At 57.8% G+C, this 15953-nt stretch carries 20 protein-coding genes; 8 read left to right on the top strand and 12 right to left on the bottom strand.

Features of this window, described 5'->3' with window-relative positions; all coding sequences use genetic code 11:
- Positions 1-74: 74 nt before the first annotated feature.
- The 4 genes from AC2FJE_RS04640 to AC2FJE_RS04655 all read left to right on the top strand — a co-directional run bounded on the left by AC2FJE_RS04640 (position 75) and on the right by AC2FJE_RS04655 (position 1613).
- The gene (locus tag AC2FJE_RS04640) at positions 75-560 is read left to right on the top strand and encodes a peroxiredoxin (protein WP_282152277.1); all 486 of its coding nucleotides are present in this window, start codon (positions 75-77) and stop codon (positions 558-560) included.
- 104 nt (positions 561-664) lie between these two features.
- Positions 665-910, top strand: coding sequence for a hypothetical protein (locus AC2FJE_RS04645; protein WP_282152276.1), 246 nt, complete (start codon positions 665-667; stop codon positions 908-910).
- Between the two features lie 10 nt (positions 911-920).
- A complete protein-coding gene (locus tag AC2FJE_RS04650) occupies positions 921-1271 on the top strand; it encodes an EF-hand domain-containing protein (protein WP_496760686.1) in 351 nt (116 codons plus the stop codon).
- A 33-nt stretch (positions 1272-1304) separates the two neighbouring features.
- The gene (locus AC2FJE_RS04655; protein ID WP_058279069.1) at positions 1305-1613 is read left to right on the top strand and encodes a hypothetical protein; all 309 of its coding nucleotides are present in this window, start codon (positions 1305-1307) and stop codon (positions 1611-1613) included.
- Here the strand turns inward: AC2FJE_RS04655 and AC2FJE_RS04660 are convergent.
- Genes AC2FJE_RS04660 through AC2FJE_RS04675 form a run of 4 tightly spaced genes read right to left on the bottom strand, consistent with a single transcriptional unit; the run spans position 1610 to position 4352 of the window.
- Positions 1610-1903: a 4a-hydroxytetrahydrobiopterin dehydratase gene (locus AC2FJE_RS04660; RefSeq protein WP_058275007.1), complete on the bottom strand. Its 294-nt coding sequence runs from the start codon at positions 1901-1903 to the stop codon at positions 1610-1612. The genes AC2FJE_RS04655 and AC2FJE_RS04660 overlap by 4 nt on opposite strands.
- Complete coding sequence (locus tag AC2FJE_RS04665; RefSeq protein WP_496755372.1) at positions 1900-3087, bottom strand: GNAT family N-acetyltransferase; 1188 nt, start codon at positions 3085-3087, stop codon at positions 1900-1902. The genes AC2FJE_RS04660 and AC2FJE_RS04665 overlap by 4 nt, the downstream gene beginning before the upstream one ends.
- 45 nt (positions 3088-3132) lie before the next feature.
- Entirely contained in the window at positions 3133-3900 is a 768-nt protein-coding gene (locus tag AC2FJE_RS04670) for a glycerophosphodiester phosphodiesterase family protein (protein ID WP_496760687.1), read from the bottom strand.
- Positions 3897-4352: a RidA family protein gene (locus tag AC2FJE_RS04675; protein WP_496755374.1), complete on the bottom strand. Its 456-nt coding sequence runs from the start codon at positions 4350-4352 to the stop codon at positions 3897-3899. The genes AC2FJE_RS04670 and AC2FJE_RS04675 overlap by 4 nt, the downstream gene beginning before the upstream one ends.
- 291 nt (positions 4353-4643) lie before the next feature.
- On the opposite strand from AC2FJE_RS04675, the gene AC2FJE_RS04680 reads away from it, so the two are divergent.
- Complete coding sequence (locus AC2FJE_RS04680) at positions 4644-5471, top strand: MlaA family lipoprotein (RefSeq protein ID WP_082649379.1); 828 nt, start codon at positions 4644-4646, stop codon at positions 5469-5471.
- A complete protein-coding gene (locus AC2FJE_RS04685; protein WP_058275011.1) occupies positions 5461-6060 on the top strand; it encodes an MlaC/ttg2D family ABC transporter substrate-binding protein in 600 nt (199 codons plus the stop codon). Before AC2FJE_RS04680 ends, AC2FJE_RS04685 begins: the two co-directional genes overlap by 11 nt.
- Before the next feature lie 72 nt (positions 6061-6132).
- Here AC2FJE_RS04685 and AC2FJE_RS04690 read toward each other — a convergent pair whose 3' ends face one another.
- From AC2FJE_RS04690 to AC2FJE_RS04705, 4 genes are read right to left on the bottom strand one after another with little or no spacing between them, the layout of a single operon-like run.
- Positions 6133-7230: an ABC transporter ATP-binding protein gene (locus tag AC2FJE_RS04690; protein WP_496760688.1), complete on the bottom strand. Its 1098-nt coding sequence runs from the start codon at positions 7228-7230 to the stop codon at positions 6133-6135.
- Between the two features lie 3 nt (positions 7231-7233).
- Positions 7234-8133: a carbohydrate ABC transporter permease gene (locus AC2FJE_RS04695; RefSeq protein ID WP_058279072.1), complete on the bottom strand. Its 900-nt coding sequence runs from the start codon at positions 8131-8133 to the stop codon at positions 7234-7236.
- On the bottom strand, positions 8126-8998 hold the full coding sequence (locus AC2FJE_RS04700; protein WP_058275014.1) for a carbohydrate ABC transporter permease: 873 nt from the start codon (positions 8996-8998) through the stop codon (positions 8126-8128). Before AC2FJE_RS04700 ends, AC2FJE_RS04695 begins: the two co-directional genes overlap by 8 nt.
- Positions 8999-9055: 57 nt before the next feature.
- Complete coding sequence (locus tag AC2FJE_RS04705) at positions 9056-10300, bottom strand: ABC transporter substrate-binding protein (RefSeq protein ID WP_058279073.1); 1245 nt, start codon at positions 10298-10300, stop codon at positions 9056-9058.
- 217 nt (positions 10301-10517) lie between these two features.
- On the opposite strand from AC2FJE_RS04705, the gene AC2FJE_RS04710 reads away from it, so the two are divergent.
- Entirely contained in the window at positions 10518-11249 is a 732-nt protein-coding gene (locus AC2FJE_RS04710; protein WP_058275016.1) for a response regulator transcription factor, read from the top strand.
- The gene (locus tag AC2FJE_RS04715) at positions 11246-12688 is read left to right on the top strand and encodes a sensor histidine kinase (protein ID WP_282119611.1); all 1443 of its coding nucleotides are present in this window, start codon (positions 11246-11248) and stop codon (positions 12686-12688) included. The genes AC2FJE_RS04710 and AC2FJE_RS04715 overlap by 4 nt, the downstream gene beginning before the upstream one ends.
- A 4-nt stretch (positions 12689-12692) precedes the next feature.
- Here AC2FJE_RS04715 and fliP read toward each other — a convergent pair whose 3' ends face one another.
- From fliP to fliF, 4 genes are read right to left on the bottom strand one after another with little or no spacing between them, the layout of a single operon-like run.
- Positions 12693-13424, bottom strand: coding sequence for a flagellar type III secretion system pore protein FliP (gene fliP / locus AC2FJE_RS04720; RefSeq protein ID WP_282119612.1), 732 nt, complete (start codon positions 13422-13424; stop codon positions 12693-12695).
- Positions 13424-13711: a FliM/FliN family flagellar motor switch protein gene (locus AC2FJE_RS04725; RefSeq protein WP_496760689.1), complete on the bottom strand. Its 288-nt coding sequence runs from the start codon at positions 13709-13711 to the stop codon at positions 13424-13426. The genes fliP and AC2FJE_RS04725 overlap by 1 nt, the downstream gene beginning before the upstream one ends.
- A complete protein-coding gene (locus AC2FJE_RS04730; protein WP_496760690.1) occupies positions 13704-14300 on the bottom strand; it encodes a FliH/SctL family protein in 597 nt (198 codons plus the stop codon). The genes AC2FJE_RS04725 and AC2FJE_RS04730 overlap by 8 nt, the downstream gene beginning before the upstream one ends.
- Positions 14300-15889, bottom strand: a complete 1590-nt coding sequence (gene fliF / locus AC2FJE_RS04735) for a flagellar basal-body MS-ring/collar protein FliF (RefSeq protein WP_496760691.1) — start codon at positions 15887-15889, stop codon at positions 14300-14302. Before fliF ends, AC2FJE_RS04730 begins: the two co-directional genes overlap by 1 nt.
- Between the last annotated feature and the right edge of the window lie 64 nt (positions 15890-15953).

The raw sequence follows: 15953 nt of genomic DNA on the forward strand, positions 1-15953 counted from the left end.
GTGGTTTCATTCTCTGGCTCACCTATATTGCGGCTGAGGCCGACTCTGCAAATCCAATCGACAGGAGGAACAAGATGATTTCAACCGGTGATACGCTTCCCGACGCAACGTTGATTCAAATGGGCGCCGAGGGTCCAGAAGAAGTTCGTGTCTCAACAAAGACCAAGGGCCGCAAAGTCGTGATCTTTGCCGTTCCCGGCGCATTTACCGGTACGTGCACGACGGCCCATGTGCCAAGCTTTATCCGCACCAAAGATCAGTTCGACGCCAAAGGTGTGGATGAAATCATCTGCATTTCGGTCAACGATCCGTTCGTCATGGGAGCATGGGGCGACTCCACAGGTGCGACGGATGCGGGCCTGACCATGCTGGCCGACGCCGCATCCGAATTCACCAAGGCCATCGGAATGGATTTCGACGCCCCGCCCGTCGGCCTGCTTGCACGCTCAAAGCGCTATGCGATGTTGGTCGAAGATGGCAAAGTCGTTGCGCTGAACCTCGAGGAAAACCCCGGTGCGTGCGAGATTTCCGCGGGCGAAGGTCTGCTTGAGGCCATCTAGGTCACTCGGGCCCCGGTACAGCCGGGGCCACGTTAACCCTATTTCACTTGATGCGACTTCCTGATGGGTCGATACTTGCCCCATTCATTCAGGGAGTTTTTTTGATGAAGCTCAAAGTCATCACAGTCATTCTGGGTGCTGCAGGCTCGCTGGCAGCGTGTGGCCCGGCCCCGACACCTCAGCAGCAGCAAGCACGACAGCATGAGATCGCCTGCCTCGGCGGCACACTAGGCGGCGCACTGATCGGCGGGGCGATTGGCAATCAATTCGGTGGTGGCACCGGCAAGGACATCCTGACCGCAGCAGGGGCCGTCACGGGCGGTGTCTCGGGCCAGCGTTACGCGTGCTGAGGAGAGAATGATGATGAAAACAGCTATTCTAACGACAACGATCATTCTGGTGGCCAGTGCAACCTTGGCGGAAACAGTGTCTGAACTGCACGAAAAGGAACTGAACGCCATTGATTCCAACAACGATGGCTTCCTGTCCAAGGACGAGTTCAACGCCTTTTCGGACTATGCTTTTCAGGCCATGGACGAAGACAAGAACGGAACACTGGGTCTGGAAGAAGCCAAGCCGTTTCTGGACATAAAGCGGTTTCAAAACGTTGACCGCAACAACGACAGCTTTATTTCACGATCAGAGTATGACCAGCAGATGGGCGATGATTTTCTGGCCGCCGATCGGGACGGAAACGGCCAGTTGGATTGATCGCACGACCGGGTTGAACGATAGGAGCGTGGTATGAAAAAGTGGATAGCCCTCGGCATTCTGGGGTTTCTTGCCGCCTGTGATGCGCCGCAGGCCCCCGTGGTGACCGGACCGAACGGACAACCCCAGATCCAGATCAGTACTTCGGGCCTGACGTGCTATGATACGCGTTGTTTGGACATCAATCCGGCGGCGCGCAGCGTTCGTTCGGTTGGGAATCGGACAACCGGTATTCCACGAGACATCGACGTCAGCAACGGCACGGTCACACCCGCCGATTTCCGTCGTCTGGGTGAAATAGCTTCTCTGGCCGGCGGCATGGGATCCAGAGGAGACCGTTAAACGAGGCTGTCCATTTTACGCGCCAACTTGGCATCCAGCGCTGACAAACCGCCCACATCATGGGTGGATAGGACGACCTCGACCGTGCGGTACACGTTTGACCATTCGGGATGGTGGTTCCATTTCTCGGCAAAGATCGCCACCTGGGTCATCCAGCCAAAGGCATGAACAAAATCCTCGAATATGAAGGTCTTGGTAATTGCGTCCCGGTCGGTGACCATGGTCCAGCCGTTGTCGAACAGCGGATCAAGAAGAGGGCCGCGAGTTTCGGTCGACAATAGTTCCGTCATTGCTGTTCCTCCGGATTCGATTTTCTGAACGGACCGTAATCTGTCAGAATCTCGATCTCTTCTCCCACTGCGTGGGCCTCGGCGTCCAGATATTTCTTGATCGCATCGGCAAAGCCCGGGTCATTGACCCAATGCAAGCTATGCGTGCGCGTGGGCAAGTAACCGCGCGCCAGCTTATGTTCACCCTGCGCGCCTGCTTCTACCCGCGCCAGACCTTCCGCAATGGCAAAATCGATCGCCCTATAATAGCACAGTTCGAAATGCAGGCAGGCGTGGTGCTCAGTGCAACCCCAATACCGGCCAAAAAGCGTTTCGCGGCCGATGAAATTCAAAGCCCCGGCGATGGGGTATCCGTCCCTTTCAGCCAGCACCAAGGCCATGTCGTCCGCCATGGTTTCATGTGCAATATCAAAGAATTGGCGGGTCAGATAGGGCACGCCCCATTTACGGGATCCGGTGTCCTGATAGAACTGCCAGAAGGCATCCCAGTGTTCGGGACGCAGGTCATCCCCTGTCAGCGTGCGGATTTCGCCGCCAAAATCGATGGCCTGCGCCCGTTCTTTGCGGATATTCTTGCGCTTGCGCGATGACAACGCCGCAAGAAATTCGTCGAAATCTTGATATTCGTCATTCAGCCAGTGAAACTGCTGCGACTGACGCAGCATAAGGCCCATCTGTTCGCCCGCCAACGCCTCCGCTTCGGTGCAGAAGGTTGCGTGGACCGAAGACACCTGATTATCCGCAGCCAATTGCACCGCCCCCTGCACCAGCGCAGACATGCCAACCGAGTCATAGCCGGGGCGCACCAGAAAACGCCGACCTGTTGCGGGTGTGAACGGCACGGCGATCTGCAGCTTGGGATAATAACGACCCCCGGCGCCTTCATAGGCATGCGCCCAGTTGTGGTCGAAGATATATTCGCCTTGACTGTGGGATTTGGCATACATCGGCGCCGCCGCGATCAGCATCCCGTCCAGATAGGCCGTCAGGTATTGCGGTTGCCAGCCAGTTCCGCGCCCGACCGAGCCGCTGTGTTCAAGCGCAAGCAGGAACCGGTGGGTGGTGAACGGATCAAGCGGACGGCCGCCATCGGCAACCTCGGGACAGGCGCAGCTGTCCCATTCCGCCGCAGATATCTGCGACAACGAGCCCAGCACCCGAACCTCGATCTGTGCCTGATCCATTTGCCCTCCGCCTCTGATCTTTATCTGTGACGTTGCAGGGCTGGTTCAACCCGGTTGTACAGCCAGATACCCTTCGAAGGTCACATTGTCCGCAATTTCGCGGGCCTCTGCCTCTTGTTCAGGCGACCGCACGGTCCAGCACAGGATCGGTACACCGCGTGCCTTCAGTTCAACCACACGGGGGCGGTCAAGGTCTTCGACCTCATGGCTGATGAAACTGGCCCCGACACGGTCGAAATCCGGAATGTCGCGCAGGTGGTCACAAACACTCTGAGGTAAAAGCTCGACCTTGGGCTGGTACGATCCCGTCACGATGCCACGCGGCAGATGCGGTGCCAGCCGCGCCAGTTCAGCGACCGAGTTGGGGTTGAACGACATCAACGCCACCGGCCCATCGTAACCTGACAATGCACGCACGGCGTCTTGTTCCAGAGGGCCCACTGATGTGCCCATCGCGCCGTCCTGATCCTTGAATTCGATCAGCAGCGGTACTTTGCCTGACACGATGTGCAGCACCTCATCCAGCGTCGGGATGCCATCGTCCGCGTGCAACAGCGTGGTGCCTGATGCCTGAACCGACGTGATCAGCTGGATCGGGCCGGGCTGTCCGGTCAGGCGGGTCATGTCATAGTCATGAAACACCATGGCTCGGTTGTCCGAGGTTCGTTGCAGATCAATCTCAATCCCATACCCGGCGTCCACGGCGGCGCGAATGGCCGCCCGGCTGTTTTCCGGGCGGTTGTCCTGTTTATCGTGCAGCGCGCGATGCGCCAGCGGGACTTGAAGGAATACGTCAGGCAGCGCGGGCGTCATTGAACTTCGAAGATACCTTCGATCTCAACCGCGACGCCCAAGGGCAGTGCCGCCGCACTGACGGCCGAACGCGAATGGCGACCTGCATCGCCCAGCGCTTCGACCAGAAAGTCCGACGCACCGTTGATGACTTGCGGCTGCGAAGTAAAATCTGCCGTCGAGTTCACAAACCCGGTAAGCTTGATGACGCGCACCAGCTTTTCGATATCACCACCGCAGGCCGCTTTGACCTGCGCCAGAAGGTTGATCGCACATACCTTTGCTGCAGCAGCACCTGCTTCAACTTCCATGTCGTCGCCCAGCTTTCCAGTGATCAGATCATCCGCCTTCGAGATCTGCCCCGAGACATAGACGATATTGCCCACGCGCACGAAGGGCACGTAGTTGGCCGCCGGCGCAGGCGCGTCCGGTAGGTTGACACCCAGGCTTTCCAGTTTCGCCGCGATGCTCATGAGGTCTCCTCCCAAATTTGAGTCGGGGCGAAGCTAACCGGGAAGGCAAGGATCGAAAAGTGCGAAAACGGCGATGTGACCTGCACCGGTTGTGGGCGTAACTTTTCTTATTCTGAACTGTTGAACCTGTGTCACTTTACGTTGACCTATTCGGCAGGTTAAACGCTATCTGTTTCATATTGGTAGCGAAACGCCTATGTGACTTTGGGTAGGCCGGGCACAACGGCCGAAGCGAGTATTGATTAAGTGTTCGGGCACGGACTGTCCGAACGTTTTGGAGTGGCAAAGACCGTGTTGAGCAGAATCAGCCTAAAACCCCTGATCGTTGTGTCCGTATTGGCAGTTCTCAGCGCCTGCACCACACGCCCTCCGGAGGGTGTTCAGCAGGGTGAAGCATTTGATCCGTACGAACGCAACAACCGGGGCATCCACAAGTTCAACCTTGGTGTCGACCGATTTCTGTTTCGCCCGGCCTCGAAAGGGTACGTAAAGATCGTGCCCGACCCGATGGTGACCAGCTTTAACCATTTTGCCGAAAACCTGACGATGCCGGGCCAAGCCGTGGATTACCTGCTGCAAGGCAACCTTAAGCAGTCGGGCAACGCATTGCTGCAGTTTGTGATCAACACGACCGTTGGTGGTCTGGGGTTGTCAGCCCCTGCCGACGAACTGAACCTTCCGCCTGTGGATACCGATTTCGGTGAAACGCTGCACGTCTGGGGTTTTGGCGAGGGCGCTTATGTCGAGCTGCCGCTCTATGGTCCGTCAACGCAGCGGGACTCGATTGGCGTTATCGTCAACCTGTTCTCGAACCCGATCAACTTCTCTCCGGTCCGTCCGGTCGACAATATCGGTGTCTATGCCGAGGTCGTGCGCCGGATGGGGGATCGGGGACGTTTTTCGGACACGGTCGACTCGATCCTGTATGAAAGCGCAGACAGTTATGCGCAGGCGCGGACCATTTACCTACAAAATCGCCGCTTCGAACTGGCGAGAGACGACGAAGAAACCTATCTGGGTCTTTACGACGACCCTTATGCAGACAATGGGACCGACCCTGTCAGAGATCCCTATCTAGACCCATACGAGGACCCCTATGAGGACCCCTATGCCGAGTAACCATATGAACCGACGCGGTTTTGTCGCCACTGGCCTTGCCGGTCTGGCACTGACCGCCCTGCCTTTTTCCGCCTTTGCCCAGACTGAAGCCAGCGCCAAGGCTCTGGTCGTCAGTGTCGTGGATGACATCAACCGCATTATCGCCTCGGGCAAATCCGAAAAGGCGATGATCCGCGATTTCGAAAAGGTCTTTGTGCAATATGCCGATGTGCCGATCATGGCACGTTATGTGCTGGGGGCGGATGCCCGTTCGGCCAGCCCGTCGCAGCTGAAGCAGTTCACCAAAGCGTTTCAGGGCTATATCTCGAACAAGTATGGCCGACGTTTCCGCGAATTCATTGGTGGGCAAGTCACCGTCCGGAAGGCCCGGAAAATCAAGGCCGGTTACGAGGTACGCACTTCGGTTAAGCTGCAGGGCTCGTCCCCGTTCGAGGTGACATTCCTAGTTTCGGACAAATCAGGCCGCGACAAGTTCTTCAACATGTTCATCGAAGGGGTGAATATGCTGCTGACCGAACGAACCGAGGTTGGCGCGATGCTGGACGCCCGTGGCGGCGACTTGAACCGCCTGATCAAGGACTTGAGCTAGAACAAGGTCAGCTGACCCAGTTCAAACGCAAAGAAACGCCGCGCGAATTCAATCGCGCGGCGTTTTTTTCTTTTAATTCAGGCGCTCGCCGGTTTCTTTGGCGAAGTACGATACTTTGCTCATATCGAAGGCCAAGTTCAGCATCTTGCCCGCCTGCGCGCTGGTTTCGGCATGTAACCTTGCGGTCACCTGCTTGCCGCCCAGTTCTGATACGACATAGGTGTCGGCCCCTGCAGGTTCGACCATATCGACCATGCACGCCGCTTCCTGCACGCCATCACCCGCACGGAAACCCGCCTCGGCGATATCCTCGGGGCGCAGGCCCAGGATTACATCCTCGGGCAACGCCAGATCGCGCGCATCGTTCAGAACCAGCGTTTCGCCGGCATCGCGCGAGATGACGATTTGTGTACCCGACCCGTTTTTGGTGACCTGCGCAGGGATCAGATTCATCGCCGGCGAGCCCATGAAATCAGCGACAAACAGATTGGCCGGGTTGTTATAAATTTCGGCCGGGCTGCCGATCTGCTGCACGATACCGCCCTTCAAGACCACGATCTTGGTGGCCAGCGTCATCGCCTCAATCTGATCGTGGGTCACGTAGACGATGGAAGCGTCCAATGTCTGGTGCAGCTTCTTGATCTCGGTCCGCATCTCAACCCGAAGCTTGGCATCGAGGTTCGACAGCGGTTCATCAAACAGGAACAGCTTGGGATCGCGCACCAGCGCCCGGCCCATCGCCACACGCTGACGCTGACCACCGGATAGCTGGCTGGGACGACGGTTCAGCAGTGGCTCGATTTGCAACAGCGAGACCACATCGTTCAGCTTGGCCTCCTGCGTTGCCTGATCAACCCCGCGCACCTTCATGCCGAAAGTGATGTTCTTGGCCACGCTCATCGTCGGATACAGCGCGTAGGATTGGAACACCATCGCGATGTCGCGGTCCTTGGGGCTGACATGGGTCATGTCTTTGCCGCCAATCGCCAGTGTCCCGTCGGTGATTTCCTCCAATCCCGCAATGCAGTTCAGCAGCGTGGATTTACCGCAGCCCGAGGGGCCGACCAGCACCAGGAAATCACCCGGTTCGATCGAGATGTTGATGTCCTTCAGAATTTCGGTTGCGCCGTAATTCTTGTAGAGTTTGTTGATATCAAGGATGGGAGCCATGGGTTATCCCTTCACAGAGCCAGCGGTCAGGCCGCGGATGAAATACTTACCGGCAACGACATAGACGAGCAGCGTCGGCAGCCCCGCGATGATCGCGGCGGCCATGTCGACGTTGTACTCTTTGACGCCGGTGGTGGAGTTTACGATGTTGTTGAGCGCCACAGTCACGGGCTGCGTGCCCGCCTGGCTGAACGACACGCCGAACAGGAAGTCATTCCAGATCTGCGTGAACTGCCAGATCACTGTCACCACGATGATGGGCAGCGACAGCGGCAGGAAGATCGACCAGAAAATCCGCAGAAAGCCTGCCCCATCGACCCGAGCGGCTTTGGTCAGCTCGGCCGGAATGGTGACATAGTAGTTGCGGAAGAACAGCGTAGTGAAGCCAAGGCCATAGATCACGTGGACAAAGATCAGGCCCGGAATGGTTCCGGCGATCCCCATCATGCCCAGCAGCCGCGCCATTGGCAGCAGAACAACCTGAAACGGAATAAAGCAGCCAAACAGCATCAGCGAGAAGATGATGTTCGCGCCTTTGAACCGCCACTGCGCCACGACATAGCCGTTCAGCGCACCAATCAGGGTGGACAAAAACACCGCAGGCACCGCGATCAGGACAGAGTTCCAGAAGTAAGGCCGCAGACCTTCACACTGGATACCGGTACAAGCGCCGGACCACGCGGTTTTCCAGGCATCGAAGCTGACTTCGCGCGGCAGTGAGATCAAGGACCCAGTGCGAATTTCCTCAAGGCTTTTCAACGATGTGGTTAACATCACGAACAGCGGCATCAGGTAGTACAGCGCGAACAGGCCCAGCAGGACGTAAAGCAGCCAACGAAGGGCAATCTTGCCAGTGGCGCTCTGCGAGCGGGTTTGGGTTTGGGGCATCGACAGATCAGTCATTTTTCGCCCTCAGCTCTGAATAAAGATATGGAACCACGATGGCAAAGACGACCAGCATCATGATCATCGCGGAAGAGGCCGCCTGACCGATATCGCCGCGCGAAAACGCCATGGCATACATGTATGTGGCTGGCAGATCAGTCGCGTATCCCGGACCGCCACCTGTCAGCGCGATGACAAGGTCAAAGCTCTTGATCGCTAGGTGGGCCAGCACGATGAAGGCAGAAAGGAAAATCGGTGCCATCGACGGTATGATGATCGCCGTATAGATGCGCCATGTGGGGATACCATCGACTTGAGCGGCTTTGATGATTTCACCATCCACCGAACGAAGCCCGGCCAGAAACAGCGCCATAACAAAGCCCGAGCTTTGCCAGATCGCGGCAATCACAATGGTGTAGATAGCGTAATCGGGGTTCACCAGCCAATCGAATTCGAAATTCGGAAAGCCCCAGCCCTGCACCATGGATTCAATGCCCAGACCTGGGTTCAGGATCCACTTCCATGCGGTGCCGGTCACGATCATCGACAGTGCCATCGGGTACAGGTAGATGGTGCGAATAACCCCTTCGACGCGGATCTTCTGATCCAGCAGGATGGCCAGCAACAGCCCCAGCACCATCGCGATCACGATGAACAGCGCGCCAAAGATATACAGGTTGTTGATTGCCGTATCCCAGCGAGGGGAATCGAACAGGCGTTCATACTGAATGAAGCCATGGATCTCGTATTTCGGCAGTAGTTTCGATCGGGTCAGCGACACCCATGCGGTCCATCCGATAAATCCGTAGACAAAAATCAATACGGCGATGAACGACGGTGCCAGCACCACCTTGGGCAGGTGGTTTTCCAGCCATTCGGACATTTTTTCCTCCGGGGAAAAGTGCTCTGCCCCGCGGTATAGGGGGCAGAGCGTTTTGGATCAGTAGCTGTTGGCCACTGCGTCCGCCAGTTGCTGAACCGCGTCAGCCGAGGACATATCCGAGTTGAAATGTGCGGTCACAACATCCGTGATCGCACCAGACTGCGACCCGCGCAGCGCCATGCCATGGGCGTAAGACGGCAGCAGCGAACCACCTGCCGAGGTCGTACCCATGTCTTCTGCCGAGATTTTCGCACAGATATCAAAGGCATCCAGCGCTACGTCGGTCCGTGCAGGGATCGAACCCTTGTTCAGGTTGAACACTTCCTGGAAGTTCGGTGCGACGATCAGTTTGGCCAGCAGTTCCTGACCGGCGCGGTTGTCGTCACCTTCGACTTCGAACATGGCAAAGCTGTCGACGTTGTACAGATAACCGTCACCGGGGGTCGAGGCACACAGGAAATCTTCGCCGGGCTTCTTGCCAGCGGCCAGGAATTCACCTTTGGCCCAGTCACCCATGATCTGGAAAGCGGCCTCGCCATTCATCACCATGGCGGTGGCCAGGTTCCAGTCGCGACCCGAGAAGTTCTCGTCGACATATCCACGCATGGTACGCATCTGGTCAAAGACCTGTACCATTGTGTCGGACGTCAACGCTTCGGGGTCGAGATCGACCAGGGCTTTCTGGTAGAATTCTGGCCCACCAATACCCATGACAACCGCCTCAAACACGGTCGCGTCCTGCCAGGCCTGACCACCGTGGGCCAGCGGGATCACACCAGCGGCCTGCAGTTTTTCGGCTGCTGCGTTGAACTCATCCCATGTGGTGGGCATTTCGATGTCGTTTGCCGCCAGAACATCAGCATTCGCCCAGATCCAGTCGATGCGGTGCACGTTCACGGGTGCAGCGCACCAAGTGCCTTCGCACATCATATGGCCCGCGATCGACGCAGGCAGGACATCCGCCCAGCCTTCGGCCTCGGCAACGTTCGAAATGTCGGCCAGAACGCCTTCTTCGTACCATTCCTGAATGGCAGGGCCTTTCAGCTGAACGGCGGTCGGCGCATTACCGGAGAGAACCCGGGCACGCAGCGCGGTCATTGCCGCATCACCACCGCCACCCGCGACGGGCATGTCGGTCCAGGTGCCGCCGTTCGAGGCGAATTCTTCCTGCAGAACGGCAACCGACTTGGCCTCGCCACCCGAGGTCCACCAGTGCAATACTTCCGCCTGCGGCTCGGCCACAACGGACGATCCGGCCACAACGGCCAAAGTCGAAACGGTGGCAAATGCAAAACGCTTCATTTTTTGTCTCCTCCCTGAGAACTCAGTGACTGCCAAAGCAGCGATGGCGCTATTACTGTGGTCAGATCGCCGTCTGGCAAAGCGGAATTCATAGTAAAGTACGGAAACGGCCCAAATTTTCACCACTTCTGTTACAGCGTGTTACGTTGGCATTGAATCTGTTTCCATTCGTTACAATGGACGACGACAGAGGGAAAAGATCGGGAGGGAAGACAGAGTGAGCATTCCGCGGCTTCTGGTGGTGGATGACGACCCTGAGATGCGGTCGATGATGACGCAGCTATTGCAGCAAAACAGCTTCATCGCCCTACCCGCCAGTTCCGAGCGGGAAATCCGGGCGCACCTATCCAATGGCCGGATCGATCTGATTTTGTTGGACGTCATGCTGGGGGACGAGAACGGGATTGATATCTGCGCCCGGTTACGGCGCGAACAGGACGTCCCGATCATTCTGGTCTCTGCCCTGTCCGCCGACCATCAGCGCATGGCAGGGTACGAAGTTGGGGCAGACGACTACATTGCCAAACCGTTCAACCCCCAATTGATGCTGGCCCGTGTCAGGGCAGTGATGCAGCGCGCTCGGCGGTCGTCTTCGCTGGCGTATCGCCGAAGAACCCGCACCTTCCGTTTTGACGGCTGGGTCTTTGACGGAAAGCGTGATGATTTGCATTCGCCAGAAGGCTATTTGGTCGCGTTGTCACAGCGGGAAACCGCCCTGCTCAAGGTCTTGCTGGCCAATCCACATATTCCGCTTACGCGCGATGAAATCGTCACGGCACTGGATGTCACGGGGGACAGTGACAAGTCCGAAGCGCAGGGCCGCGCCATCGACATGCTCGTCGGTCGCCTGCGATCCAAGATCGAGACCAACCCGAAAGATCCGCAAATGCTGCGCACGGAACGTGGGGTCGGGTATATCTTTGCCGCCGACATTTCGGTCGAAGAATGACACTGCGCCTGCGCAATCTGGGGTGGCTTTGGACCCTTTCAGCCTTTGCTGCCGGTTTGCTGTCTGCAGGGTTATGGTTCGCTTCGGCGCGCGCCTGGAATGACTACCTGCTGCAATCTTTTGTAGCAGGGTTCACCGTCTACGAAGAATTGCGAACAGGCATGGCCCCCTCCGAAGGGTTGTCGATTACGCCCTTGCCGCCCCAGGATACGGCCCTTGCCGATAATGGTGAATTTCAGCGGTTGCCCGGGTTTTCAAACCGCCGCTTCGTCACCAACCTTTCGATCCTGACCGACAGTTCCTCGCCGCTCAGCGGGCGTGAATTAACCGTGGCGATCCTGTCCGACCGGTTGGTTTATCCGGTGTCGGACATTGTGTCAGGCAGTGATCAAACCGGGCCTGAAAAGATGGGAAACCTGACCCGGTTGCTGGCAACATATTGCAGTGAGCCGATCCTGATTGCGAAATTTGGACGCGAGGCCTGGCATCAGGTCGACGGGACACAGATATGGGGCTGTCAGGCGGCCCCAACGGATTTACGTCTGCCCGCAATACTTATGGGGATCGTCGCAATGGCGGTCATCTTATCCGCAGTCAGTAACGTCTCAGATACCTTCACCCGGTTTGCCCGCGCGTTGCGCGAACGGCAGCGCCTTGGGGGGCCGGAAAGCTACGAGGCGGATGGCCCGGATGAACTGCGCGATATCGTCTCGGCGGTGAACGCCCATCTTGAGGCCGAGCGCGCGCAGCTTGAAAAGCGGGCAACGGTTTTGTCCGGCGTCAGCCACGATCTGGGTACCCCTGCGACACGCGTGCGCCTGCGTGCCGCTCTGATCCCCGACGATGAACTACGCGAAAAGCTCGAGGCGGATGTGGATCAGATGACGGGCATGATCGAAAGTGTCCTGACCTATACGCGATCCGAACTGGATGTTGAGGAACCGCGCCAGATTTCTCTGACCTCTTTGGTGGAGGCTCTGGTCGCCGATTATCAGGATATGGACCTGCCCGTGACACTAAAAAAGACCGACCCCGTCGCGGTCGATGGGGTTACATCGGTTTTCATGTCCCGGCGCGGACACGGACAGCTGACCGAAACACGCCGCGTTCTGGTCATGGCGCGGCCCATATCGCTTAGGCGTGCGCTGACCAATTTGATCGACAACGCGTTGAAATATGGTCGACACGCCGAAGTGCAGTTGGCGACCGATGCGACCACCGCGACGATCACGGTCGAAGATAAGGGCACCGATCTGTCGGTGGAGGACATCGAAAACCTGATGGCCCCATTTCGTCGTGGGTCCAACACCGGATCTTCTGACGGCTATGGTTTGGGCCTGACAATTGCCGCCACCGTGGCCGAACAGCATGGCGGAGAAATGCGCTTTGAGGCCGGCGATTGCGGCCTGCGCGCCTGTCTGCAAATCGCCCGGCAGTAAAAAACTAGGTCGCATAACTGCGCACAAGCGCGCTGGCGATCAGGGACCACCCGTCGGCGATGACAAAAAACGCCAGTTTAAACGGCAAGGAAACTGTGGCTGGCGGCACCATCATCATCCCCATCGACATCAGCACCGCCGCAACCACAAGGTCGATGATCAGAAATGGCAGAAAGACCAGAAAACCGATCTGAAAAGCGCGCGCAATTTCAGACAGCATGAAAGACGGCATCAGGATGGACAGCGGCGCGTCGGGCGACAGCGTTGTGGCATCACCACCGGGGCGCAGGGCGGCCATGGCGTGAAACGTATCGGGGTCCAATCGCGCAGCCATGAAACCGCGAAACGGCTGTAATGCACGCTCTAATGCAGGCTCGACCTCCATAGTTTCATCGACCAACGGCTGAATTCCTGTTGTCCAGGCTTCGGAAAAGACCGGCTCCATGATGAAATAAGTCAGAAACAGCGCCAGACTGACAATCAGCATATTGGGAGGAGATTGCTGCAACCCGATACCCTGGCGCAGGATCGCCAAAACAGTGATCAAAAACGGAAAACAGGTGATCATGATCGCCAATCCCGGAGCCAGGCTGAGCACGGTGATCAACAGGATCAACTGAATCGTTCGCGCAGATATCGAACCGCCCTCGCCCAGCGAGACAGACAACTCCTGCGCCGTGGTCAAAGACGGGGTCAAAACCGCAAGCGCGACCGCCAGAATTAGAAATCGGCGCATCAGCCGATCCCGTTTTGCAGGTCCGCGATTTCGGTCAGACGCACAGCCAGCTGACCGGTCTGCTCGCCCTCCATCTCCTCTAGCAAACCGCGCGCGACAAGTTGGTCGCCGACATAAAGGTCAACCGGATCCTCGATGCGTTTGTCCAGCATCAGCACGGCGTTTTCCCCCATGTTCAGCAGATCACGGATCAAAGGGCGCGCCCGGCCAACCGATACGGTGACTTCAATCGGAACGGCCTCGAACGGGTTGGGCTTCTCGGATTTCGGGGTTTGCGGATCACTCATTGGTCACTGCCTCTTTTACCTGAAAAACATATGCCTGAAAGGCTTGATCGACCGCAGCAAGCAAGCCGCTGCAATCCACCTCGCGCTGGGAAACCCCGACCTTGAGCCGCGACTGCCCTACCTCAAGCGTCGGGTCTTCGATCACCTGCACAGGCGATGAAAGCTCGGCGGGGATCAGGTCCTCCACCTCGTTCACACGACCTGAGGGTACGAAGATTTGCATGGGCTGTCCGATCTGCCCGCGCGCCATATCGGTGAGCTGCTCGACAAGTCGAACGGCAAACCCTCGGTCCAGCATTTCAGGCAAAACCAGCTGTGTCAGGCTCTGAAACATCGGTTCCAGCGACAGGGCCATCCGGTTAACCGCTTCATGGTAGGTAAAAGACATATCTTCGAGCGATTTGGCCAATTCGGCCGAAACCTGCCCCCGGCTCTGCTCTTGCGCCTGGACCGCGTCTTCCCAGCCGGCGCTATAGCCTTGCTCGAACGAGGCCAGCCTTTGTTCCTCTAACGCGTCCTCATCCAGTACGTGCAGCTGTCCGCCGCCGACCTGTAAAGTGAAATCCTCAAGAAGATGGGCAATCGACATCACACACGCTCCTCACCTTCTTCCAGCCAGCTGCGCAGGATTTCGACCGTTTCTTCCTGCTTGTCGCCGATCATCGCCCTGAGCCGATCCACCGGGTCCGCCCCGGCATCGGTCGCAAGCGCCGGAACGTTCCCGGTGGGCCCCTGCCCCGGCAAGGTGGTGAATTGCCCGCCTTCTTCCGTCGCAATTTCGCCGGTCAGGTATGCGTCAGGTTCCTGGGCTGTACCTGCGGGCAGCAGTGCCGGAGCGGTTGCGGGTTGGGTCAGAATAGGGCGGATGACAAACACCCCAAGTACCAGGGAAACCAGTGCCAACACGGCCATCTGAATCAGCGACATCGCGTCGAAATGCACCTTCTGCCACAGCGAGGCGGTTGCCAGACTGCCCTGCGGCTCGACCGCCGGCAGATCCAGCGATTTCAGTGTTATAACGTCGCCCCGCTCGGCATCGTAGCCCACTGCCGAGGCCACAAGCTCCTGCAGTGCATCCATCTCGGCCTGCGGCATCGGCGTGAATGTTTCACTGCCGTTTGCGTCCACGGATCGCGTTCCGTTTACCAAAACAGCAACCGTCAGTCGCTTGATGGCGCCGGGGCCGTTGTGAACCTCAAGCTCGGTCTCGGAAACCTCGTAGTTGACCCGTTCTCGGGTCTGGGTTGCGTTAGAATTGGATTCGTCCCCGCCCGCGCCATCGCCATCGGGCAGGTTTGACGCAACCGTCACATCCCCGGATTGGTTGCGGGCACTGTCCGAACGCTCTTCGACATCGGTGCTGATGGCCACACGGCCATTGGGATCGAAACGCCGTTCGCGGATTGATTCTGTCTTGGTAACCGTATCGACACTCACCTCGACCACCGCATTTCCAGCTCCGACCCGGGCTTCGATCAGACGCAGAACCCGTTCGCGCAGCTGGCGCGATTTATCGTCAGCGGTATCTGCGGACACCGGGTTGTCCTGTGCTCCGATCACTGCGCCATTCGAATCGATGACGGTGACGTTCTCGGGCGCCAGTCCGCTGACTGCGGACGACACAAGAAACCGGATCGCCTTTGCCTGATCCGACGTGATGTCCGTGCCCGACGCGACCAGGTAGATCGATGCGGTTGGTGCAAAACTGCGTTGGAACGGATTGGCTGAACCGTTGGCAATATGCACACGTGCCTGGCTGATATGGGGGCTGCCGACAATAGTTCTGGCCAACTCTCCTTCTTTGGCGCGCCAATAGGCGGCGTCGAACATCTGCGACGTTGTGCCAAACCCGCTGAGCGAATCCAGCAGCTCGTAGCCCCGGTTTCCGGTTGCCGGCAGACCTTCGCTGGCCAGCGTCAAGCGCAGCTCATCCCGTTGTGATCCCGGCACATAAATGGAGCCGCCGCGAATCTCATACTGCACACCGCGCTGATCCAATGAACGGACAATATCCCCTGCAGCGCCGCTTTCTAAACCGGCGTAAAGCAGGGTCATCGACGGTGTTGTCACCAGACGCGACATCGCCAGGATCCCCAGAAACATCAGCACGACTGCACCCGCGACAATGATTTGTTTACGCCTGTCCAAACTTGCCCAGACAGTTCCGATCTGCTGCACGATCACCTCCGACTCGCCGACATTCTGTGCGACGCATCCCTTGTTTGGATGATTGCCCTTAACA

The organism is Ruegeria sp. CDSC002 (genome assembly GCF_059610905.1).